Annotated in this window: 22 protein-coding genes and 1 other RNA gene; 7 read left to right on the top strand and 16 right to left on the bottom strand. The window is 25.7% G+C overall.

The window, feature by feature from the left end; all coding sequences use genetic code 11:
• The 6 genes from hisH to smrB all read right to left on the bottom strand — a co-directional run bounded on the left by hisH (position 1) and on the right by smrB (position 5,875).
• Positions 1-591, bottom strand: coding sequence for an imidazole glycerol phosphate synthase subunit HisH (hisH, locus tag BUCISPPS3390_RS00380; RefSeq protein ID WP_154060691.1), 591 nt, complete (start codon positions 589-591; stop codon positions 1-3).
• Positions 591-1,658, bottom strand: coding sequence for a bifunctional histidinol-phosphatase/imidazoleglycerol-phosphate dehydratase HisB (gene hisB, locus BUCISPPS3390_RS00375; protein ID WP_154060690.1), 1,068 nt, complete (start codon positions 1,656-1,658; stop codon positions 591-593). The genes hisH and hisB overlap by 1 nt, the downstream gene beginning before the upstream one ends.
• Before the next feature lies 1 nt (position 1,659).
• On the bottom strand, positions 1,660-2,724 hold the full coding sequence (gene hisC, locus BUCISPPS3390_RS00370; protein WP_154060689.1) for a histidinol-phosphate transaminase: 1,065 nt from the start codon (positions 2,722-2,724) through the stop codon (positions 1,660-1,662).
• 1 nt (position 2,725) lies between these two features.
• Positions 2,726-4,057 (bottom strand): histidinol dehydrogenase, encoded by a 1,332-nt coding sequence (hisD, locus tag BUCISPPS3390_RS00365; protein ID WP_154060688.1) that lies wholly within the window; start codon positions 4,055-4,057, stop codon positions 2,726-2,728.
• A 7-nt stretch (positions 4,058-4,064) separates the two neighbouring features.
• Positions 4,065-4,991: an ATP phosphoribosyltransferase gene (gene hisG / locus BUCISPPS3390_RS00360; protein WP_154060978.1), complete on the bottom strand. Its 927-nt coding sequence runs from the start codon at positions 4,989-4,991 to the stop codon at positions 4,065-4,067.
• Positions 4,992-5,332: 341 nt separating this feature from the next.
• Complete coding sequence (gene smrB / locus BUCISPPS3390_RS00355; RefSeq protein ID WP_154060687.1) at positions 5,333-5,875, bottom strand: endonuclease SmrB; 543 nt, start codon at positions 5,873-5,875, stop codon at positions 5,333-5,335.
• A gap of 288 nt (positions 5,876-6,163) precedes the next feature.
• Between smrB and aroC the strand changes: the two genes are divergently transcribed.
• Together aroC and dapA are read left to right on the top strand one after the other, a co-directional pair.
• A complete protein-coding gene (aroC, locus tag BUCISPPS3390_RS00350) occupies positions 6,164-7,225 on the top strand; it encodes a chorismate synthase (RefSeq protein WP_154060686.1) in 1,062 nt (353 codons plus the stop codon).
• A gap of 395 nt (positions 7,226-7,620) precedes the next feature.
• Positions 7,621-8,496, top strand: a complete 876-nt coding sequence (gene dapA / locus BUCISPPS3390_RS00345; RefSeq protein ID WP_154060685.1) for a 4-hydroxy-tetrahydrodipicolinate synthase — start codon at positions 7,621-7,623, stop codon at positions 8,494-8,496.
• 262 nt (positions 8,497-8,758) lie between these two features.
• Here dapA and dapE read toward each other — a convergent pair whose 3' ends face one another.
• From dapE to BUCISPPS3390_RS00325, 4 genes are all read right to left on the bottom strand, one after another.
• Positions 8,759-9,889 carry a succinyl-diaminopimelate desuccinylase gene (gene dapE / locus BUCISPPS3390_RS00340; RefSeq protein WP_154060684.1) on the bottom strand — a complete coding sequence of 377 codons (1,131 nt, stop codon included), beginning with the start codon at positions 9,887-9,889 and terminating at the stop codon, positions 8,759-8,761.
• A gap of 110 nt (positions 9,890-9,999) precedes the next feature.
• Positions 10,000-11,997 (bottom strand): transketolase, encoded by a 1,998-nt coding sequence (gene tkt / locus BUCISPPS3390_RS00335; protein ID WP_154060683.1) that lies wholly within the window; start codon positions 11,995-11,997, stop codon positions 10,000-10,002.
• Between the two features lie 74 nt (positions 11,998-12,071).
• Positions 12,072-13,028 (bottom strand): transaldolase, encoded by a 957-nt coding sequence (gene tal / locus BUCISPPS3390_RS00330; protein WP_154060682.1) that lies wholly within the window; start codon positions 13,026-13,028, stop codon positions 12,072-12,074.
• A gap of 228 nt (positions 13,029-13,256) precedes the next feature.
• A complete protein-coding gene (locus BUCISPPS3390_RS00325; protein WP_154060681.1) occupies positions 13,257-14,474 on the bottom strand; it encodes a beta-ketoacyl synthase N-terminal-like domain-containing protein in 1,218 nt (405 codons plus the stop codon).
• A 331-nt stretch (positions 14,475-14,805) separates the two neighbouring features.
• Between BUCISPPS3390_RS00325 and rsmI the strand changes: the two genes are divergently transcribed.
• The gene (gene rsmI / locus BUCISPPS3390_RS00320) at positions 14,806-15,642 is read left to right on the top strand and encodes a 16S rRNA (cytidine(1402)-2'-O)-methyltransferase (RefSeq protein WP_154060680.1); all 837 of its coding nucleotides are present in this window, start codon (positions 14,806-14,808) and stop codon (positions 15,640-15,642) included.
• An RNA gene (rnpB, locus tag BUCISPPS3390_RS00315) (RNase P RNA component class A) lies at positions 15,631-16,016 on the top strand. The genes rsmI and rnpB overlap by 12 nt, the downstream gene beginning before the upstream one ends.
• Positions 16,017-16,034: 18 nt before the next feature.
• Here the strand turns inward: rnpB and BUCISPPS3390_RS00310 are convergent.
• Complete coding sequence (locus tag BUCISPPS3390_RS00310; RefSeq protein WP_154060679.1) at positions 16,035-17,384, bottom strand: metallopeptidase TldD-related protein; 1,350 nt, start codon at positions 17,382-17,384, stop codon at positions 16,035-16,037.
• Positions 17,385-17,665: 281 nt separating this feature from the next.
• Between BUCISPPS3390_RS00310 and ppa the strand changes: the two genes are divergently transcribed.
• The 3 genes from ppa to rpmG all read left to right on the top strand — a co-directional run bounded on the left by ppa (position 17,666) and on the right by rpmG (position 18,699).
• The gene (ppa, locus tag BUCISPPS3390_RS00305) at positions 17,666-18,214 is read left to right on the top strand and encodes an inorganic diphosphatase (protein WP_154060678.1); all 549 of its coding nucleotides are present in this window, start codon (positions 17,666-17,668) and stop codon (positions 18,212-18,214) included.
• An 88-nt stretch (positions 18,215-18,302) separates the two neighbouring features.
• Positions 18,303-18,524, top strand: a complete 222-nt coding sequence (gene rpmB, locus BUCISPPS3390_RS00300; protein ID WP_154060677.1) for a 50S ribosomal protein L28 — start codon at positions 18,303-18,305, stop codon at positions 18,522-18,524.
• A 7-nt stretch (positions 18,525-18,531) separates the two neighbouring features.
• A complete protein-coding gene (rpmG, locus tag BUCISPPS3390_RS00295; RefSeq protein ID WP_154060676.1) occupies positions 18,532-18,699 on the top strand; it encodes a 50S ribosomal protein L33 in 168 nt (55 codons plus the stop codon).
• 180 nt (positions 18,700-18,879) lie between these two features.
• On the opposite strand, the gene BUCISPPS3390_RS02160 is transcribed toward rpmG, so the two are convergent.
• Genes BUCISPPS3390_RS02160 through fliN form a run of 5 tightly spaced genes read right to left on the bottom strand, consistent with a single transcriptional unit; the run spans position 18,880 to position 21,549 of the window.
• Positions 18,880-19,635, bottom strand: a complete 756-nt coding sequence (locus BUCISPPS3390_RS02160; RefSeq protein ID WP_420021830.1) for a flagellar biosynthetic protein FliR — start codon at positions 19,633-19,635, stop codon at positions 18,880-18,882.
• Positions 19,636-19,676: 41 nt separating this feature from the next.
• Entirely contained in the window at positions 19,677-19,943 is a 267-nt protein-coding gene (locus tag BUCISPPS3390_RS00285) for a flagellar biosynthetic protein FliQ (protein ID WP_154060674.1), read from the bottom strand.
• Between the two features lie 35 nt (positions 19,944-19,978).
• Positions 19,979-20,713, bottom strand: coding sequence for a flagellar type III secretion system pore protein FliP (gene fliP, locus BUCISPPS3390_RS00280; protein WP_154060673.1), 735 nt, complete (start codon positions 20,711-20,713; stop codon positions 19,979-19,981).
• Positions 20,714-20,720: 7 nt separating this feature from the next.
• A complete protein-coding gene (locus BUCISPPS3390_RS00275) occupies positions 20,721-21,122 on the bottom strand; it encodes a hypothetical protein (protein WP_154060672.1) in 402 nt (133 codons plus the stop codon).
• 40 nt (positions 21,123-21,162) lie between these two features.
• Positions 21,163-21,549 (bottom strand): flagellar motor switch protein FliN, encoded by a 387-nt coding sequence (fliN, locus tag BUCISPPS3390_RS00270; RefSeq protein WP_154060671.1) that lies wholly within the window; start codon positions 21,547-21,549, stop codon positions 21,163-21,165.
• Positions 21,550-21,668: the final 119 nt, after the last annotated feature.

The following is a 21,668-nucleotide window of genomic DNA, read 5'->3' as shown; positions in this document are numbered from 1 at the left end:
TTATATCTCTAAAAAATTTTTAATTAATTGTTCTCCAGCATATCCTGATTTTTCTGGATGAAATTGTACTCCAAAAAAATTTTGTACTGCAACTGAAGAACAAAACTGAAGACCGTGTGTTGATATAGAAATAGTATGTGGATTAATATCCATATAATAACTATGTAAAAAATAAAATCGAGTATTATCATCTATGTTTTGAAACAAAATATGAGAATCTGTATAACATACAGTATTCCAACCAATATGTGGAACAGAACAGTTTTTATTCGGTAGTTTCTTTATTGAATTAGATATTTTATTTAATAAAATACATTTTTTACCTTCATAACTATATTTCCCTAATAACTGCATACCTAAACAAATTCCTAAAATTGGTTGATTTGTCTTTTTTATAAAAGATAACAAATTATTTTGTATTAACATTTTCATTGCAGAAACAGCAGTACCTATACCCGGTAAAAATATTTTATCAGCTACTTTAATATCATGAATTGAATCAGTAACACTTGATGTATATCCTACCCTACGTATAGCACTCCTAATAGAGTGTATATTAGAATAACCGGTATTAATAATTACAATTGACATTATAAAACACCTTTTGAAGTAGGTAAACTAAAACCGTCCAAGTAAATAGCTTGTTTTAAAGTTCTACCAAACGCTTTAAATAAACTTTCAGCACAATGATGATCATTTTTACCGCAAGCATGCAAATGAATAGTAATTTTCATAGATTGACTAATTGAATAAAAAAAATGTTCTATCATACAAGCGCTTAAATCACCAATATATTTATTGTTAAAAACAGCATAAAATTCCAAAAAAGAACGACCAGATATATCAATAGCACATGAACAAATACTTTCATCCATAGGTAATGTAAATCCATACCTAGAAATACCAACTTTATTTCCTAAGGCATGTCTTAAAGCAGATCCCAATGTAATTCCAATATCTTCAATTGTATGATGATCATCAATCCACAAATCTCCAATAACATCAATATACATATAAATACCACTATGAATTCTAAATTGGTCTAACATATGATTTAAAAAGTGAATACCAGTATTTATATAGTTGTCAATAGGAGTATCCAGACTAATTTTTATAAATATTTTTGTTTCAAGAGTATTTCGTGAAATCTCTGAAAAACGATTAGGACGCTGTAAACAAGCAACTATATTTTGCCATGAAAAAAAATTAGCACTATACAAAAAACTCTTTATACCCATATTATTAGCTAATTGAATATCAGTATCTCTATCTCCAATAACATAACTATTTTTTTTATCAAATTTATTATCATTAATCCAATGTTTTACTAAAGCAGTATTTGGTTTACGACAATTACATTTATCTCGAAAAAAATGCGGACAAATCAAAATACTGTCAAAAAAAATTTTTTGTGAAGAAAAAATACTTAACATTAAATTATGTATTTTACTAAATTTATTTAAAGGAAAAGAAACACTACCTAAACCATCTTGATTAGTAATTAAAACTAATTTATAACCAAGTTTTATTAACTGTAATAAAGAAATAATCACATCTTTTTCTAAAACAAATTTACTAAAACTATCAATTTGTAATGTTTTTTTAGGTTCATGAATTAAAGTACCATCACGATCAATAAATAAAAATTTTTTTTTCATCTTATAGTTTTTTTCCTTCAAACATACATAAAACTTGAATTACTTCTTGACATTCTTTAATAGTTCCAATAGATATTCTTAAACAATTATTTAAACCTATTTTATATGATTGATCACGAACTACAATTCCATGTAATAAAAAATATTGAAAAACAACATCAGAATCAAAAAATCTAACAAGAATAAAATTAGTTTTACTGGGAAATACATAATCTACACATGAAAAAGACTGTAACTTTTTGACTAGAAAATCTTTATTAAGTGCAACCTGTAAAATGTTTTCTTGAACCTGTTTAATATTCTCCAATTTTAGAGATTGTACAGCAAGATCTGAAATAGGAGTAGCAATAGGATAAGGAGCTGATACTTTTTTAAGAATATTAATAATATTAGGATTAGACAAAACAAAACCACATCTCAAAGCTGATAGACCGAAAGCTTTAGATAACGTCCTTAAAATAACTAAGTTAGCATACTTGTGTATCTTTGAAATAAAACTATTTTCAATAGAAAAATCAACATACGCTTCATCAATTATTAATAAAGTTGTTAATGGAATAATAGTAAGAATACTAATAATGTCATTTTTTAAAAAAAAATTTCCAGTAGGATTATTTGGATTACAAATATAAATTAATTTAACATCATTAATATATTTTTTTATATTTATCAAATCTAATTGAAAACTTGATAATATTGGAATTTTTTTTTTTTTGATATTATACATATTCGCTATCACTGCATACATATCATATGTTGGGGGAAAAAACATAATTTTATCACTTTTTGGAACACAAAAAGCACGAACTAGTAACTCTATTCCTTCATCTGCTCCTCTAGTAATTAATATATTATTAATAGATGTATCAGAATACTGAGCATATTTTTTTAATAACACAGATGATTGAAATTCTGGATATCGATTTAAATCAGTATGCTTGTATTTAACAATATTATTCCAGGGGGATTCATTAGCGTTTAAGTAAATACGACCAGTTAAACCAATTCGACGTGCAGATTGATATGGGTGTAAAGCATGTATGTGATGCGGAGTTAGACGTTTCATACTATATCGACTCATTTTTTATATTAATGGCATCTAAATAATTAATTCTAGTGCTTACTGATTTACTATGAGCATCCATACCTTCCGTTTTAGATAAAACCATAATACTTTTAGATAATTTTTGCAAAGATTTCCTTGTCATAGATTGAATTGTAATTATTTTTTTAAAATCAGAAACACATAAAGAAGAATATGTACTAGAACACCCATATGTAGGCAAAACATGATTAGCTCCAGTAATGTAATCACCTGCAGCACCGGGTGTCCATGAACCTAAAAAAACTGATCCAGCGTTTTTTATATGCGACAGAAAATTTCTAGAATTTTTAATATGTAATATTAAATGTTCAGGAGAATATAAATTTGATATTTCAAAACATTTTAATATAGATTTAGTTACAATAATTTTACTATTTTTCCACGAATGTAAAATAATATTCTTTTTTACTAAAAAAGGTATTTGTTGTTTAATTTCTGAAACTACACAGTTAGCTAAATTCTCGCTAGTACTGACTAATATTACCTGAGAATTATTATCATGTTCTAATTGAGCTAATAAATCAGAAGCAATAAATTCAGGATTAGAATACTTATCAGCAATAATTAACATTTCAGAAGGACCTGCTAGCATATCAATCGAAACACAAGGATCTATTGATTGACTAACTTGTAATTTAGCTTCTGTTACAAAAATATTGCCTGGTCCAAAAATTTTATCAACTTTTTGTATACTATTAGTCCCAAAAGCCAAAGCTGCAATTGCATGCGCTCCACCTAATTGAATTACTCGTTTTATTCCACATATCTTTGCAATATATAATATTTCATTACTGACAGGAGGAGGAGAGCATAAAACTATATTTGGACATCCTGCTAACTTAGCAGGTATTGCTAACATCAAAACAGTAGAAACTAATGGGTAAAGACCTTTTGGAACATACAAACCTACTGAATTTATTGGTCTACTAATATGTTGGCATCGAACTCCTGGATACGTACATACATCTAAATCAGCAAAAATTTGTTTAGCATGAAACATTCTAATGTTTTTTTTTGCTATTAATACAGCTTTCTTAAATGATTCAGAAACTAAAGAAGAAGCAGCATTTATTCGTTTTTCCTTAACATAAAAAAAATCTAATTCAATTTTATCAAACTGTAAATTATAAGTATGTAAAGCAGTATCACCGTTTTTTTTTACATTTTTAAGAATCTTTGAAACAGAAGATTTTAAACTGTTGTTAACTTGCAACTTAGGTCTTAATAACAAGGAAAATTTGTCTTTTTCAGATAAATTATCCCAATAAAAAATATTTTTACTCATATTTAACATAATTATTTCATTCCATCATTTTTTCTATAGGGAGTACTAAGATAGAACTCGCTCCTAGTAACTTTAATTGTTCCATGGTTTCCCAAAAAATATTTTCACTGCTCACCATGTGCAAAGCTACTTTATTTTTATTCCCAAACAACTCTAAAATAGTAGGGCGTTCCGCTCCTTGTAATAAATTTGTAACTGCATTTAATTTATTTTTTTCAATATGTAACATTATGTATTTAGATTCTCTTGCTTTAATTACCCCTTTGATGCGATTTAAAAGCTTTTTGATAAATATTTTTTTTTCTGGAACTAAAGATTTTATTTTTTGAGAAATTAAACAAGCACAAGAATGATAAACAGTTTCTACTTCTCTTAATCCATTTGCATCTAAAGTAGCTCCAGTGGATACTAAATCACATATTACATCTGCTAATCCCGAATTATATGCTACTTCCACCGAACCATTTAAAATAAACGGCTTAAAAGAAACATTTTGTTTATCAAAATACCTTTTTAATAAATTGGGATATGATGTAGCAATACGAAGATTCTGTAAGCAGGATATTCCTGAATATTTCATTTCTAATGGAACTGATACAGAAAGACGACAAACACCAAAATCTAACTTATGTAATAAAGTATATGAAACAGATTCTTTAACTAGTAATCTAGTTAAAGATTGTTCTTTTAAAACATTAGAACCAATGATGCCTAATTCTACTACTCCATCCATAATTAAACCCGGAATATCATCATCTCGTACTAGAAGAATATCAAGTGGCATATTTTCAGCAAAAGCAAACAAACTAGATTTTTGTAGATTAATTTTTACACCACAGCTTTTTAACAACTCGTGCGAGTCATAACTTAATCTACCAGATTTTTGTATAGCTAAACGTACACGATTTTTATTCAATTTTATTACCTTATTTATTATTAACATTATGTATAATAAAGAGAAAAATCTATTCATATAAAAATATATTTATTAATGGTTTGTATAATATAATTAATACTAAAAATATTTACTTTCACTTATATGTTTTTTTTGTATAAAAAGTCAATTTTTTAACGAATTTACAAAATCTACTATATTTATTTATAACAGTATTTTATCATATAAAAATAATTGTTTTAGTATCTATATAAAAATAAAATCGTCAAAAAACATAATATATAATTTCATGTTTATAAAATATATATAAAAATTATACAACATGAAAGTTTTATAAGTTTTACTATATTTATAATTATATAATAATCATAATATAAATTCCATATTTACTACTCACAATCATTCTTGATAAAAATTAAAATAGCAGCATCATGTCCAAAAAATCTAGGGGCTTGATGAAAAGCCAGTACATCAGGATGTTTGGATAACCAAAAAGGTATATTCTTTTTTAATATTTTTTTACCATATCCGTGAAGTATGCTAGCACAAAAAAATTTTTTTTGATGACAAATTGCAATTAATACTCCTAATTCTTTTTTTGCTTGATACAAATTCATACCATGTAAATCCAAAGTAATTTCAGGTCGATATTCTCCTCTTTTCAATTTTTTAAGATCCAAATTATAGCTGATATTTCGAACAAAACAAACAGGATCATTAGATACAGAACAGCATGAATTTTCATCCACTACATGCCTAAAATAATAACTATGTGCATCTTGTGTTACAATATTTTTAATGTATAAATTGTATTTATTATTATCTTGTACATTTATGTGATAGATTTTATCTTGTATAATTTTTTTCACACCTTTCATATAATATAAAAAAGTTTCTTTTTCGTTTACATTAGTTATATTATTTTTTTTCATAATCATACCTTCTATAATATTTAATTATACTAATAGACACTGAGACATATATAATTATACAAAATAATGATATCATTTAATAATAATTAAACAAAATATATAGTTTTTAAAAATGATAGTTTATACATTAATTTCTTCTAATAATTATTAATCCTGACAAAATCATTTAACTGTCTTGCATGATACATAATATTATTATTTATATGTTTATTTTAAAAATAAAATATTGCAATAAAATGATTACATATATTAAATAATCCGTTTTCTTTTATAAAACACGAGGTTTATATGGCTGGAAACACAATTGGAAAATTATTTACAGTTACAACTTGCGGAGAATCACACGGACCAATGTTAGCTGGAATTGTTGATGGCGTTCCTCCAGGTTTTTCTTTAAAAAATAGTGATATACAACACGAACTGAACAGAAGAAGACCAGGTTTTTCTCCTTTTACTACGCAACGTCGAGAAAATGATATAATTGAAATTTTTTCAGGTATTTTTCAAGGAAAAACAACAGGAACTAGTATTGGAATAGCAATAAAAAATACAGATACTCGATCGCAAGATTATTCTGATATTAAGAATATATATCGTCCTAACCACGCTGATTTTACATATGACAAAAAATATGGAATTAGAGATTATAGAGGGGGAGGTCGATCATCTGCACGAGAAACAGTCATTCGTGTAGCAGCAGGAGCAATTGCAAAAAAATATTTAAGACTAAAATATAATATAATTATTCGAGGATATTTATCTCAATTAGGACCTATTCATTGCCCTTTTGATTCATGGAAAGAAGTAGAAAATAATTCTTTTTTTTGTAGTAATTCTCACAAAATAAATGAACTAACTCAGTATATGAAGAAGTTAAAAAAATCTGGAAACTCTATTGGAGCTAAAATTATAATTATTGCCGAAAATGTTCCTATTGGTTTAGGAGAACCTGTTTTTGATCGATTAGATGCTGACATTGCTCACGCTATTATGAGTATAAATGCTGCTAAATCAGTTGAAGTAGGAGATGGTATTCAAGTAGTTGAGCAAACAGGAGATATGCATCGAGACGAAATTTTATCAAATGGATTTACTAGTAACCATTCAGGAGGGATTTTAGGGGGAATCAGTAATGGAGATAAAATCATAATTCAAGCAGCATTCAAACCAACATCAAGCATTAGAATACCTGGAAAAACTGTTAATATCCAAGGAGAAGAAACTTCTATAATAACAAAAGGCAGGCATGATCCTTGTGTAGGTATACGAGCTGTTCCTATTGCAGAAGCTATGCTTGCTATTACATTAATGGATCATGTTTTACGCTTTCGCGCTCAATGTGGTAAATGAGATTTGTTAATATAAAAAAATAAAAAATCACCAATTATCTATAATAAAATTATACTTTTATTAATTAAAATTATATAATTGCATGATGTTTGAAACAGATAACAAAATATATGCATTGAAGTTAAATAAAATATATTATTTGATATGTATAAAAATACTAAAAATTTTTGTTACTGTTTTTGTCAAAAAAAATATTGTGAATAGTAACTCAAAAAAAAAATCATAAAAAATATTTAATATTTTTATTTTTATAAAATACTTATATTTTCGTACTATATATTACTTTAATATATTATTTTCTTTAAAAAGTAAAATATAAAAATATTATTCACGTTAATCAATCATCATAACCGTATTAAAATATACATATTCTTGTTTTAACAAGGAATCATAACATGTTTAAAGGAAGTATTGTTGCTCTTATTACACCTATGGATGATAAAGGAAATATCTGTAAAAAAAGTTTAAAAAAATTAATTCATTATCACATCAAAAATAAAACTAATGCGATAGTTTCAGTAGGTACAACAGGAGAATCAGCTACATTAAATAAAAATGAACATACAAATGTTATTATGAATACTTTAGAATTTGCAGATGAAAAAATACCTATAATAGCCGGAACAGGATCAAATGCTACTGCAGAAAGCATCATACTAACTAAAAAACTTGAAAAATCAGGTATTTCTGGATGTTTAAATGTTACACCTTATTATAATCGACCTACACAGAAAGGATTATACTTGCATTTTAAAGCAATTTCAGAAAGTACCTATTTACCTCAAATATTATATAATGTACCAAATCGCACAGGATGCGACTTACTACCGCAAACAATCGCTCAATTATCAAAATTAAAAAACATAATTGGATTAAAAGATGCTTCGGGAGATCTATCTAGAGTCAGTAAAATTAAACAACTAGTTAAAAATGATTTTCTTTTAATTAGCGGAGACGATTCAACTGCATTAGATTTTATTCAATTAGGAGGAATAGGAGTAATTTCTGTAACTGCTAACATTGCAGCAGAATATATGTATAAAATGTGCAAACTAGCTTTACAAGGCGATTTTACGAACGCTAGAAAAATAAATTCTAAATTAAGTGTTTTACACCATCTTTTATTTCAAGAAACAAACCCTATACCCATCAAATGGGCCGCTAAATATGTTGGTTTAATAAAATATAATTCATTGAGATTACCTATGACAACCTTGTTACAGGAAAATAAAAATATTTTAAAAAAAGCTATTCAATCAATACTTTCGTAAACATAAAAAATATATCAAAATCATCAAACTAATACCACAATAAATCTTACTTAATTCAAATAATACATGATCCCAAAATATCAATAAAAACATAAACAAATACTATCGTATTTAAAAAAAATATTTTATACACATTTATGCAATGATAAAATTCATATTTATCATTGTATAACTTATATAAAATTATTTTATAAAAAATAAATAATAATCATTAATCACAATAATATATACGTATAATGTATATATTATTGTGATATAAAAATTATAAAAACAAAGCGTTTAAAACATCATAATAAATGTTTTGTAATTGTAATAAATCCAAAACATTTACACATTCATTTGTTTGGTGGATAGTTGAACTTAACAAACCAAATTCTACTATTTCATCAGATAAATTAAAAAGAAATCTACCATCTGAAGTGCCCCCGTTTGTTTTAATAACAGGAGTAATCCTAGTATTATTATATATACTAGTCATTAAAATATGGCATAAATTATTGGGTACAGAAAGAAAGGGTTTAGCATAGTATTTCCAAGAAATAGAGTGTTGCAGTGAATGTTTAATAAGTAATTTATTAATTATATTTATGATTACTTTTTCGTCTACTAAAGGATTAAACCGTATATTAAAAAATACGTTTAATTCTCCTGGTATCATGTTAGTAGTATAATTTTTTCCTGAAAATATTTTTGAAATTTGAATTTTAGTCGGTTCAAAAAAATCATTACCCTTATCAAAAGATAAATTAGATAATTCTACTAAAAATAAGGCAGAGCAGTGAATAGGGTTATGGGCTAAATTAGGATAAGCTACATGACCTTGCTTACCATATATTTTTAATTCAGCTGATAAAGAACCTCGACGACCATTTTTTATACAATCACCTAAAACTTTTTCGCTCGTAGGTTCTCCAACTAAACAATAATTAATTCTTTCATTTCTTTTTTTTAATATTGCAGAAACTTTCTTAATTCCATTTTTACCTGTCGATTCTTCATCAGAAGTGATTAAAAATGATATACGACCATGATGATTAGGATTCTTATTTAAGAAATTTTCTACTGCTATTAACATAGCAGCAATTGAACCTTTCATATCTACCGCACCTCTCCCAAACAATACACCGTTTTTTACGGTAGATATAAAAGGAGGAGTTGTCCAGTTTAATAAATTTCCAGCAGGTACAACATCTGTATGCCCCAAAAAAGTAATGGATTTTCCAGAACCTCTCCATGCCCAAAAATTGTTCGTATCATTAAAATTCATTTTTTCAATGAAAAAACCATATGATTGTAATCTCTGTATTAATATTTCTTGACAACCAAGATCCTTTGGACTAATTGAAGGTATATTTATTAATTGTTGAGCAAGATTAAGTACTTTGGTATACATACCATACCCTAATATGATTTTATATAATTAAATATTTTAAAATTCTCAAAAAAAAATTATTATTAACATAACAATATAATAGTACCAAAAATAAATAAAAACAATTAATCTTATGAAATAAAAAAATTCTTTTTAATTCTATCTACTATTTTATTGACTGTAAAACCAAACATATCAAATAAATGGGTACCTGGTCCAGATTCTCCAAATTTATCAATACCTATTTTTAAACCTTCTATTCCTACATATTTATACCAATAAGTACTAATTCCTGCTTCAATAGATACTCGATGTATAATTTTTTTAGGTAATACTGATTCACGATACGTTACATCTTGATTATCAAAACAATCCGTAGAAACCATAGATACTACCCTAACATGATAACCTAAAGTATACATTTTTTTAGCAACACTAATAGATAAGGGTATTTCTGAGCCAGTAGAAATAATAATAATACTAATTTTATCACCAAATTCTCTTAAAATATATCCACCTTTAAATATGTTTTTTATTTGATGTTCTGTTCTCGTAAATTGTGTTATATTTTGACGCGATAATATTAAAGCAGTCGGACCTTCTTTTCTATTTAAACCATAAAACCAAGCAGTTGCTGTTTCTAGAGAATCACAAGGTCTCCACACGCTTAGATTAGGTATTCCTCTTAACATAGCAATATGTTCAATAGGTTGATGGGTTGGTCCATCTTCTCCCAAACCAATAGAATCATGAGTATAAACAAGAATTTGTCGTGTTTTCATTAAAGCTGCCATGCGAATCGCACTACGTGCATAATCTGCAAAAACTAAAAAAGTACCTGTATATGGAATAAAACCACCGTGGTGATAAATTCCATTAGCTATCGCTGTCATGCCAAATTCTCTTACTCCGTAATGAATATAATTACCAGTATTGTTTTTATTTATAGATTTAGATCCTGACCAAATAGTTAAATTACTAGGAGCTAAATCAGCAGAACCACCTATTAATTCGGGTAAAAAAGGACCAAAATATTCTAAAGTTTTTTGCGAAGCTTCACGAGTAGAAAGATCTTTCGGTAAATTGTTCATTTTTAACAAAAATTTTTGCAAAAAAACATCTAAATCATACGGTAATTTTTGTTTTATACGACGTTTATACTCTCTATATAATTCTGGATATTTTATAGAATAATTTTTTAATATATTTTTCCATGATCTTTCAGCCAAATTTCCTGATTTAACAGCATTCCAAGCAGAATATATATGCTGAGGAATATAGAAAGGATCGTAAGACCATTTTAAGTGCGCACGAGTTAAAGAAACCTCTGCATCTCCTAAGGGAGCTCCATGTACACTTGACTTACCAGACTTATTAGGAGAACCAAAACCAATAATTGTATTACAAATAATTAATGATGGCTGAGTAGTATTTTTTTTAGCATTTTTTATTGAGTAAATAATTTCTTCTGAATCATGACCGTTTATTTCTATAACGTGCCAGTTATATGATAAAAAACGTTTTTTTGTATTATCAGTAAACCATTCAGATGTTTCACCATCAATAGAAATACCATTTTTATCATAAAATACAATTAATTTACCTAATTGTAAAGTACCCGCTAACGAACATGCTTCATGAGAAATACCTTCCATGAGACATCCATCTCCAATAAAAATCCATGTAAAATGATCTACAATATTAAATGTTTCTCTATTAAAACATTGCGCGAATAATTTTTCAGCAAGAGCCATACCAATACCCATGGCTAATCCTTGCCCTAAAGGTCCAGTAGTAACTTCTACTCCAGGAGTACAATATATTTCTGGGTGACCAGGTGTTTTAGAGAAACATTGTCTAAAATTTTTTAAATCATCTATAGAAATATTGTATCCTGATAAATGCAATAAACTATATAATAACATAGAAGCATGACCATTTGATAATACAAATCTATCTCTATTCTCCCATAAGGGATTATTAGGATTGTGTTTTAAAAAATCACGCCATAAAACTTCAGCAATATCTGCCATTCCCATAGGAGCTCCAGGATGACCAGATTGTGCTTTTTGAATAGCATCAATACTTAAAATTCGTATTGCATTTGATAATTCTTTTCGTGATAACATGTATATTCCTTTTAGGATATATTTTTAAAATATAAAAATATTAAAAATTATTTTTTAAAAAAAAATCAAGAAAATCAAAACAAACTCAATAAGAATTTCTCTAATTCTATTTGATCATGACTAAATTGTCGAATACCTTCAGATAATTTTTCTACAGCCATTGCATCTTGATTATGTAAAAATCTAAATTCAGACTCTGATAAAGGTGTTGGCTTAGATGAAATAGTAGAAATTTTATCAATATCTAATTTTCTATTAAATTTGCACGTTTGATTTTTTAATACATTCAACAAATCAGGAGATATCGTAATACGATCACATCCTGATAATTCTAAAATCTGTTCTACTTTTCTAAAACTAGCACTCATAATAATAGTTTTATACATATATTTCTTATAGTAAAGAAAAATTTTTTTTACAGCTAAAACTCCCGGATCAGAATTAGAAAAATATGAATTATCTGTTTTGTTCTTTTGATACCAATCATAAATTCTACCAACAAAAGGGGAAATTAAAAAAACATCAGAATCAGCACATGCACGAGCTTGTGCAAAAGAAAACAAAAGAGTTAAATTACACAAAATACCTAATTTTTTTAATTTATAAGCAGCCTGAATACATTCCCATGTAGCCGCTAATTTAATTAGAACTCGAGAAGTATCAATATTCTGTTCTCGATATAAATCGATTAATTTGATCGCTCTTTTAACACATGCACTAGTATTAAATGATAATCTTGCATCAATTTCTGTAGATATATATCCTGGAATATATTTCAAAATTTCCTTACCAAATCCTACGGAAACCATGTCACTAGCATTCTGTAATTGAGTTGATTTCGATCCTCCTGTCTTTTTAGCATATTGAATCGCTTCATTAACAACACATTCATATTTTTTTGATAAAGCGCTTTTTAAAATTAATGTTGGATTAGTAGTTGCATCTTGCGGTCTATATTGAGCAATACATTCAATATCTCCGCTATCTACAACTACAGTGGTGTATTTTTTCAAACGTTCTAATTGATTCATATATAAAATCTCACAATATAAACATGTAAAAATAATAATATATATAAGAGTATAAATAATAATATAATTATTATAAAAATTTAATAAAATTAATCATGCATTATAATAATACAAATATATTAATTATATAATATCATATTAATGTCTTAATTTATCAAAACTATGAAATAGTATTATAAAATAAAGAAATATTAAAATAAACTTTTAAATAAAACAAAAAATAAATTTTTAAAAATATTTTTTTATCACTAAACTAGAATTAGTACCTCCAAAACCAAAACTATTAGACATGGCAACATCAATAACAACATTAATAACATTCTTTACTATGTTCATACCAACAGCAGATGAATCTAAATCATCTATGTTAATACTAGGAGCAATAAAATTATGTTTTAACATTAACATAGTATATATAATTTCTTGAGCTCCAGAAGCACCTAGAGAATGACCTGTCATAGACTTAGTTGATGATATATATGGATCTACCTTTGAAAAATCAAAAACTTTTTTAATAGCATGTAATTCTGCACTATCACCAATTTTAGTAGAAGTACCGTGAGCATTAATATAATCAACAGAATTAATAGTATTTCGTATCGCGTATTTCATGCAACGAACAAAACCTTCTCCTGAAGGAAGTACCATACTATACCCATCACTAGTAGCCCCATATCCAATTACTTCAGCATATATTTTAGCATTCCTTGATAAAGCAAAACTTAATTCCTCCAAAATAAGAATACCGCTACCTCCCGAAATAACAAATCCATCGCGATTTTTATCAAATGCTCTAGAAGAGCATTCAGGGGTGTTATTAAAATGTGTAGATAAAGTTCTCATAGAATCAAATTGACATGCTAATTCAACACTTAATTCTTCTCCCCCACCTGCAAAAATCATATCTTGTTTGCCTGAAGAAATCAATTCGTATGCATGACCAATACAATGAGAGGAAGTAGAACATGCTGAACTAATAGAATAACTGACGCCTTGAATTTTAAAAAGAGTTCCCAAGCAAGCAGAGATGGAAGATGGCATATTTTTAATAGCAAAGTATGGACTAACTACACTAGTTTTATTTTTTTGTTTATTAAATAAAGGCGCATGACATTGAGCTGGTCCACTTCCAGATCCCATAATAATACCTACTCTAGGATTTTTCATATATATTTCAGGATATAAATTACTATCTTGAATAGCATCTTTAAAAGATAGATAAGAATACATAGTTGCAGGATTCATAAATCGTAACCACCTAGAAGGTATTTCTTTTATTCTATCCGCAGAAAAATTACCCCAAACTGTACTATGTAGACCAAATTTTTTCATTTTTTGAGAAAAAACTATACCGGAAATGCCATTTTTTAATGATTTCACAATATCTTGTTCGGTAGTACCAATACTTGAAATAATTCCAAAACCTGTAATAACTGTTCTTTTCAATAGTTAAATCCTTAAAATATATTTAATAAAAATTAAAAAAACTATTTATATCATCATGATATAGGATATAAGTATAATTAACTATTCAGATAAATCATTTAAGATATTGAAATATATAATTTAATTAATAAAATTTTTTATTTGTAATAAATTACGATATTTTATATAATAAAAATATAATTAATAAATTATAATTATAATATAAATAATTATGATCTAAAAATACTATTTATTTTTAAATAAAAATCATACTCAGTTACATGTAAAAAATCAAGAACATATAACAAGAGAAACATACTAGTATGTATAAAAAAAAAACAAAACAGGTTTATTGTACATCGTACCTACACCTATTGGAAATTTGCTAGATATCACATATCGTTCTATTAATATATTAAAAAAAGTAGATTATATTATTACAGAAAATATAAAACATACATCAGTATTATTAAAAAAATTTTCAATAATAAATATCCTATTATCGTTAAATGCATGCAACGAACATAAAAAAACAAAAAAGTATATAAGCATGTTAAAATCTGGCAATAATATTGCACTAGTATCTAAAGCAGGAACTCCTGTTATCAATGATCCCGGATATTTTTTAATAAAAGAATCTTATCACCAAAAAATTCGTGTAGTACCATTACCTGGAGCCTGCGCAGCTATTACGGCTCTTAGTGCATCAGGATTTAAAACTCATCAATTTTGTTATGAAGGTTTTTTACCTAAAACAAAAACTGCTTGCGAAAAAAAACTATCTTCTTTATGTCATGAAAAAAGAACAATTATTTTATACGAATCTCCAAAAAGATTAGTAAAAACTATGAAATTAATAAAAAAAATCATGGGTAAACGTCGAAAAATTACAATTGCTAAAGAAATAACAAAAAAATGGGAAAATATTCAACGCGGTACTATTAAAAAATTGTTATCTAAAATTAAAAAAGAAATAAACTGGAAAAAAGGAGAGATTACTATCATTATTAATGGATCAAACCCTATAATATCTAATGTTATATCGAAAAAAGTATTTAAAATATTTTATATTCTAGAAAAAATCATGCAGAAAAGTACAGCAATAAAAATTACTGCAAAAATATGTGGATTTAATAAAAATATTTTATATAATACCATTATCAAGAAAAAATTACATGAAGTTGATTGAACAGTCGCTGTTTAAAATTTACATAGTTAACAGAGGAAAGTCCGGGCTCCTTAGGGTATGGTGCCAGGTAACACCTGGGAAGAGTGATCTTACGACTAGTGCAACAGAAAAAAAACTACCAAATATAAAAATTAAATGTAAATATTTAATATTTTTAAAATATTTAAAAAAGGTACAGGTGAAATGGTGCGGTAAAAGCGCACCGCAAAATTGGTAACAATTTTGGCTCGGTAAACTTCCACCAGGAGCAAAGTCAAGTAGAAGCGTGCGACCCGCACATTACTTCGGGTAGACTGCTTTGAATTAATAAGAAATTATTAATCTAGATAAATGACTGTTTTTAACAGAACCCGGCTTATAAATCAACTTCATACAAAATACGTATTTGTTTTTCAAAAACCTGAAATTTGTACTTTATCAATTAATATTGATGCACACTGAATTGAGTTTCCTGAATTTATGTCGTTTGCTAGAGTTATCATGTTATTCCACATATCTAATATGTTACCAGAAATAGTAACACCATGTACTGGATGTTTTATTTTTCCGTGATCTATCCAAAAACCACATGCACCTCTAGAATAATCTCCGGTTACTATATTTACACCATCTCCAAATAACTCTGTTACTAAAAAACCTGTGTACATTGAGTCTAGAATTTGATTAAATGATTGAATAAATTTTTTCTTAGTTGATATCAACCAATTATATGTTCCTCCAGAATGTCCGGTAGTTGGAATATTCAATCGATTAGCTGAATATGTATCTAATAACCAAGTTTTTAACACTCCATTATTAATAATTTTTCTAGAAACAGTAGCTATACCTTCATTATCAAACAAATTAGATGATAAACCCTTATCCAAAAATGGATTTTCAAAGATGTTTAACCAAGTAGGAAAAATTTGTTTATCCATACAATTTAACAAAAATGTTGATTTCTTATATACTGCATATCCATTAATAGCACGCTTCAAATCAATAAATAACTCATATGAAATATCTGATTTGATAATAATAGGAGAAATTTGTGTTGCAATTTTTTTTGAATTTAATTTTGCAATACTTTTTCGAGCACTACTTTTTCCAATTTCCGCTGGTTTATCTAAATCCTCGAAATCTCTTGCAGTAGTGTAACTAAAATCTCTTTCCATACAACCCTGACTACTTGCAACGACACAACTAGATAAATAATATCGTGTAGACATTCGTGTTCCAATCCAATCACAACTATTACCTAAAATTTTTAAATCAATAAAATATTCAAAAACAGATCCTTCAGTGCTAGTAATTTTGGAATCAAAATTTAAAGCATAAAAATCAGTAATATTGACTAAATTCTTAATTTCCTTTAGACTAAATAATTTAGGAAAAAATATACTTATTGTTTTATTATTCTTGTATAATAAATTTATATCTGGACATCTTAAATACTTATCAACGTTTATATATTTAGACATAATAATTGATTTATCAATAGATCTGCAAATGCCTGAAATAGATACATCATTAGAAAAAACAGAAGATCGACGATAATTATTATAAATTGTAACTACATGATTCGTACAATTAGATGATTCAATATCATCTATAATTCCATATCTACTAGATATGGAAATACAGTATGTTTTTTTTATCTCAATAACACCAAAAGTAGAATTTTTTTTTAAATATAACAAAACATACTGCATATTATGCATTAAAAATTTTAAATCTTTTTGTAAATTATGACAAAATAACATTAATATATCCTTAATAAAGATTCATGTGTTATTTAAATGATATATATTATAACAATAATTGTTATTGTAACACTAAAATCTACTCTGCATGTTTTATAAATATAACTTAATAATAAAAATATTGAAAATATTCAATATATATTGACATATTTTTAAACAATATTAATTAAATTAAAAATTTCTAAATATATTTATCTGCAGACTTAATTTATAAAAAATCCGTTCTATTAATCTCCTAATTAATATAAATAATTGTTTATTCTTATAGTTATGGTAAAAATATGAAAAATTTTTCTCAAATTCCAGCAGGAAAAAATATACCTTATGATATATATGGAATTATAGAGATTCCTGCTTGTTCTAGTCCTGTAAAATATGAATTACATAAATCTTTTAACGTATTACACGTAGACAGATTTATACCTACAGCTATGTTTTATCCATGTAATTATGGATTCATAAATCAAACTTTATCGTTAGATGGTGATCCATTAGATATTTTAATTCCTACTCCATATCCTCTACAACCGAAATCTATTATCCGATGCAGACCTATTGGATTATTAAGTATGGAAGATGAACAAGGAATAGACACAAAAATTATAGCTGTTCCACATAAAAAAACTACACAAGAATATATTGAAGTCAATAATATTAATCAACTATCAAAATTATTAAAAAAACAAATTATTCATTTTTTTAATAACTATAAAAATCTAGAAAAAAACAAGTCTGTACAAATTCAAGGATGGAAAAGTATTGAATCTGCCTATCAAGAAATCAATAGTTCTGTTACAAGATACCACAAAAAAATAAATCAAAATACATAATATATAAAAATTTTAACATTTTCATTTTAAATAAAATATTACTTTAAACAAATAACAATGATTATCATAACTATTTGGAATAACCTTTATGTCAAAAATATGCCAAGTTACTAAGAAAAAATCCATGCTAGGACAAAATCGTTCTCATGCTATGAATGCTACTAAAAGAAAATTTTCGCTTAATATACAATATCATAAATTTTGGTTACCAAAAGAAAAAAAAAGGATAAAAATACGAATATCTGCGAAAGGATTAAGAATGATAAATAAATTTGGAATTGAAAAAATATATAAAAAATACATTATATAGGTAAAATATGGCTAAATCTAATAGAATTAAGATAAAACTAATATCCTCCAGTAAAAGTAAGCACTTCTACACAACGACTAAAAATAAAAGAAACACAACAAGTAAACTGAAATTAAAAAAATATGATCCTATTTATAGGAAGCATATTATGTACGAAGAAAAAAAAATTAACTAATATTTTAAAATATTTGTAATACAAATATGTATTATACGTATTTACCGGAGATCTACTGCAGATCTCCAATAAACTATATTATATTAATATTTTCGTATTTACTTAGTAAAAAGTATGAAAAAATTTATATATAATAATTAAAATACTTAAAATAAAAATATATATTAATAACAAAAATCATTAGCGATGTAATAATCCTATAATATATACTTTTAAATAATAAAAAAAATTTTTTACTAAAATCGTACTAATCCAATAAAACCGAAAAATAAAATATTTAAACAAAATTAAACTAAAAATAAAAATAATAACCGAAAAAGAAGAAAATAATGACATATTGGGTAAAATTCTATTCAATAGCATACATGCTATATATAAAATCAAAAAAAAAAACAAAATTGGTAAAACACAATATACTCCATTTATAAAAATTAAACTAGAAAAATTAATAATAGATAAACAAATATTCCTATATATAGGAATACCATTTAATGGAAATACACTAAAACTATTAATTATAAAAATAATAAATCTTAAATGTCCGTTATTTATAAAAAATAGAAATAAAAAAAAAATACTTAACAATTGCGAAAAAACTAAAGAATAAACGTGTTGCCCAAAATTAAAGAAAACAGAAGACGATAAACCAATTTGAGCACTAATAATTTCTCCTATAAAAATTATACAAGAAAATACACACTGAAACAACCACCCTATTATCATTCCTATTAATATTTGATTACATATTAAGATAAAAAAATCTATATTATTTATATCACTGATATGATTTGTACACACAAAAGGTGTTAATAAATAACTTATCAAATAAATTAATAAAATTTTTATAGATAAATGTTTATCCGTATAATGAAATATATTAGAATAAATAAGTATAAAAAAAATACGAATCATTATTAATAATAGTGTACTACTCATATAAAAAATATGATGATTAAATAATTGATTTATCATAATAATTAATTAACAGTTGATATTATGTGAAAAATATTTTTTATATATGTTAGAGTTAATTGTAACATCCAAGGTCCAAAAAATATGCAAGAAATAATAACTGAAATTATTTTAGGTATAAATGACAGTGTTTGTTCGTTTATTTGTACAGATGTTTGAAAAATATTAATTAATATGCCACTAAATAAAGCAGATAACAAACATGGAGCAGATAATAATACTGCAAATTTAATAGAATCTTGAAACAAAGTATTTAAAAATTCTTGATCCATAATAACATCCATAGAAATAAAAAAAAGAACAAATTTTAAATAAAAAAGCTTTTTGAAAGCGAAATAATCAATAATTTCCAACCATCTGATAAAACAAACAATATTAATTTCAAAGGTAAAGAAATTGTAGATGGTGGAACCATCATCATACCTAAAGACATCAAGATGCTAGCTACAACTAAGTCGACAATTACAAAAGGCAAAAAGACTGTAAAACCAATTAAAAAAGCTGTTTTTAACTCGCTAATAACAAAGGCTGGCAATAATACGTGTATAGGAATGTTTTCTATATGTTTTGTTGGCGAAATTTTCGCTAAACGTAAAAAAACAGCAACATCAGATTTTCTAGTTTGTTTCATCATAAAACGTTGTAAAGGTCTTATTGCTTTAGTTAAAGCTACACTTATATTAATTTCATTTTTATAAAATGGTATAATCGCTTTTTTATATATTTTATCTAATACTGGAGACATTACAAATAAAGTCAAAAATAAAGACAATCCAATTAATATTTGATTTGGTGGAGAATAAGGAGTTCCTAATGCAGTTCTTAAAAAACCAAAAACAAGAATGATGCGCGTAAAACAAGTCATCATTAGTAAACATGCTGGAACAAAACTCAATAATGTTAGTATCATAGATGACTGAATAGAAAAGTTCAATATATCAACTCCAGAGTTAATTATATTATTTATTGTATTATTCAAAATACCTTTATTTAAAAAAATTGGGGCAATAGATAAGAAAGAAACTATATTTTTATGTAACATAATCACCTCACCTAAACCAAAAGAATGTAGATTTTAATATATTTAACAATTTTATATACCCTAAACAAGGTTTATTTTTTTTTAAAACAATTTCTTTACTATCTGGTAATGTCTGAATAACACGAATAGAATTTGCAGTAATACTTAATAAAAATCTAAATTTTTCAACATGAAGTATACAAAAATATTGAGAAGGACTCAAATAGATTTTATCAGTTATATACATTCTATTTCTACAAGTATTTGTAAAACAAAATAATTTAATTTTTTTTAATAAAAAAATACCTAAGATGAATAGGAGAAAAAAAATACATAAATTACCAATTTTATATGTATAAGAAAGATAATTTATTGTACCATGAAGTATATTATTAGTTAAGCTTGATTGAATATAACTATATAATTTCATAAATTATCCACGTGATTACAAAGTTATGTTATAATTAATTTTATAATAATTTGATTATACGAACACCATATTTATCATTATGAACCACTAATTCTCCTATAGCAATTAAATGCTTATTAACATAAATATTTAATGGTTCATCTACTTTATCTTCTAGCTCTAATACAGAACCACTAGATAATTTTAATAAATCTTTAATAGTAATTTTTTTTTTACTTAACTCTATTGTAATATAAACAGGAATCGACATAAAAGACAAATTATATGATGTAGTATCATCAATTATTTTTTTTTTATTGTCTGTAAGATTAAAATTTTTGCAATTAATATCTTTGGTATCAGTTATAGATATCTTATCTTTAGTATTAAAAAAATTTATTTTTTGTTTTATTTCATTATTTTTCAACTTTTCAAAACTATCTGGCATTATGATATCCTTAAAAAAAATTTTATAAAATTTTATTAAATAATTTGTCACAAATATTTAAAAAATCTACATTTAAAATAAATTTAATCAAAAATAAATATGCTTAAAAAGCATATAAA

The organism is Buchnera aphidicola (Cinara cf. splendens/pseudotsugae 3390) (assembly GCF_900698845.1).
Classification (GTDB): Bacteria; Pseudomonadota; Gammaproteobacteria; order Enterobacterales; family Enterobacteriaceae; genus Buchnera_F; species Buchnera_F aphidicola_AM.
The sequence above is the reverse complement of the archived record's forward strand: the minus strand, read 5'-3'. Positions and strand labels throughout refer to the sequence as shown.

Bases quoted from the DNA above. Each gene is read 5' to 3' on its own strand.
- hisH (WP_154060691.1), bottom strand. From the start codon at position 591: ATGTCAATTGTAATTATTAATACCGGTTATTCTAATATACACTCTATT.
- hisB (WP_154060690.1), bottom strand. From the start codon at position 1,658: ATGAAAAAAAAATTTTTATTTATTGATCGTGATGGTACTTTAATTCAT.
- hisC (WP_154060689.1), bottom strand. From the start codon at position 2,724: ATGAAACGTCTAACTCCGCATCACATACATGCTTTACACCCATATCAA.
- hisD (WP_154060688.1), bottom strand. From the start codon at position 4,057: ATGTTAAATATGAGTAAAAATATTTTTTATTGGGATAATTTATCTGAA.
- hisG (WP_154060978.1), bottom strand. From the start codon at position 4,991: ATGTTAATAATAAATAAGGTAATAAAATTGAATAAAAATCGTGTACGT.
- smrB (WP_154060687.1), bottom strand. From the start codon at position 5,875: ATGAAAAAAAATAATATAACTAATGTAAACGAAAAAGAAACTTTTTTA.
- aroC (WP_154060686.1), top strand. From the start codon at position 6,164: ATGGCTGGAAACACAATTGGAAAATTATTTACAGTTACAACTTGCGGA.
- dapA (WP_154060685.1), top strand. From the start codon at position 7,621: ATGTTTAAAGGAAGTATTGTTGCTCTTATTACACCTATGGATGATAAA.
- dapE (WP_154060684.1), bottom strand. From the start codon at position 9,889: ATGTATACCAAAGTACTTAATCTTGCTCAACAATTAATAAATATACCT.
- tkt (WP_154060683.1), bottom strand. From the start codon at position 11,997: ATGTTATCACGAAAAGAATTATCAAATGCAATACGAATTTTAAGTATT.
- tal (WP_154060682.1), bottom strand. From the start codon at position 13,028: ATGAATCAATTAGAACGTTTGAAAAAATACACCACTGTAGTTGTAGAT.
- BUCISPPS3390_RS00310 (WP_154060679.1), bottom strand. From the start codon at position 17,384: ATGTTATTTTGTCATAATTTACAAAAAGATTTAAAATTTTTAATGCAT.
- ppa (WP_154060678.1), top strand. From the start codon at position 17,666: ATGAAAAATTTTTCTCAAATTCCAGCAGGAAAAAATATACCTTATGAT.
- rpmB (WP_154060677.1), top strand. From the start codon at position 18,303: ATGTCAAAAATATGCCAAGTTACTAAGAAAAAATCCATGCTAGGACAA.
- rpmG (WP_154060676.1), top strand. From the start codon at position 18,532: ATGGCTAAATCTAATAGAATTAAGATAAAACTAATATCCTCCAGTAAA.
- BUCISPPS3390_RS02160 (WP_420021830.1), bottom strand. From the start codon at position 19,635: ATGAGTAGTACACTATTATTAATAATGATTCGTATTTTTTTTATACTT.
- BUCISPPS3390_RS00285 (WP_154060674.1), bottom strand. From the start codon at position 19,943: ATGGATCAAGAATTTTTAAATACTTTGTTTCAAGATTCTATTAAATTT.
- fliP (WP_154060673.1), bottom strand. From the start codon at position 20,713: ATGTTACATAAAAATATAGTTTCTTTCTTATCTATTGCCCCAATTTTT.
- BUCISPPS3390_RS00275 (WP_154060672.1), bottom strand. From the start codon at position 21,122: ATGAAATTATATAGTTATATTCAATCAAGCTTAACTAATAATATACTT.
- fliN (WP_154060671.1), bottom strand. From the start codon at position 21,549: ATGCCAGATAGTTTTGAAAAGTTGAAAAATAATGAAATAAAACAAAAA.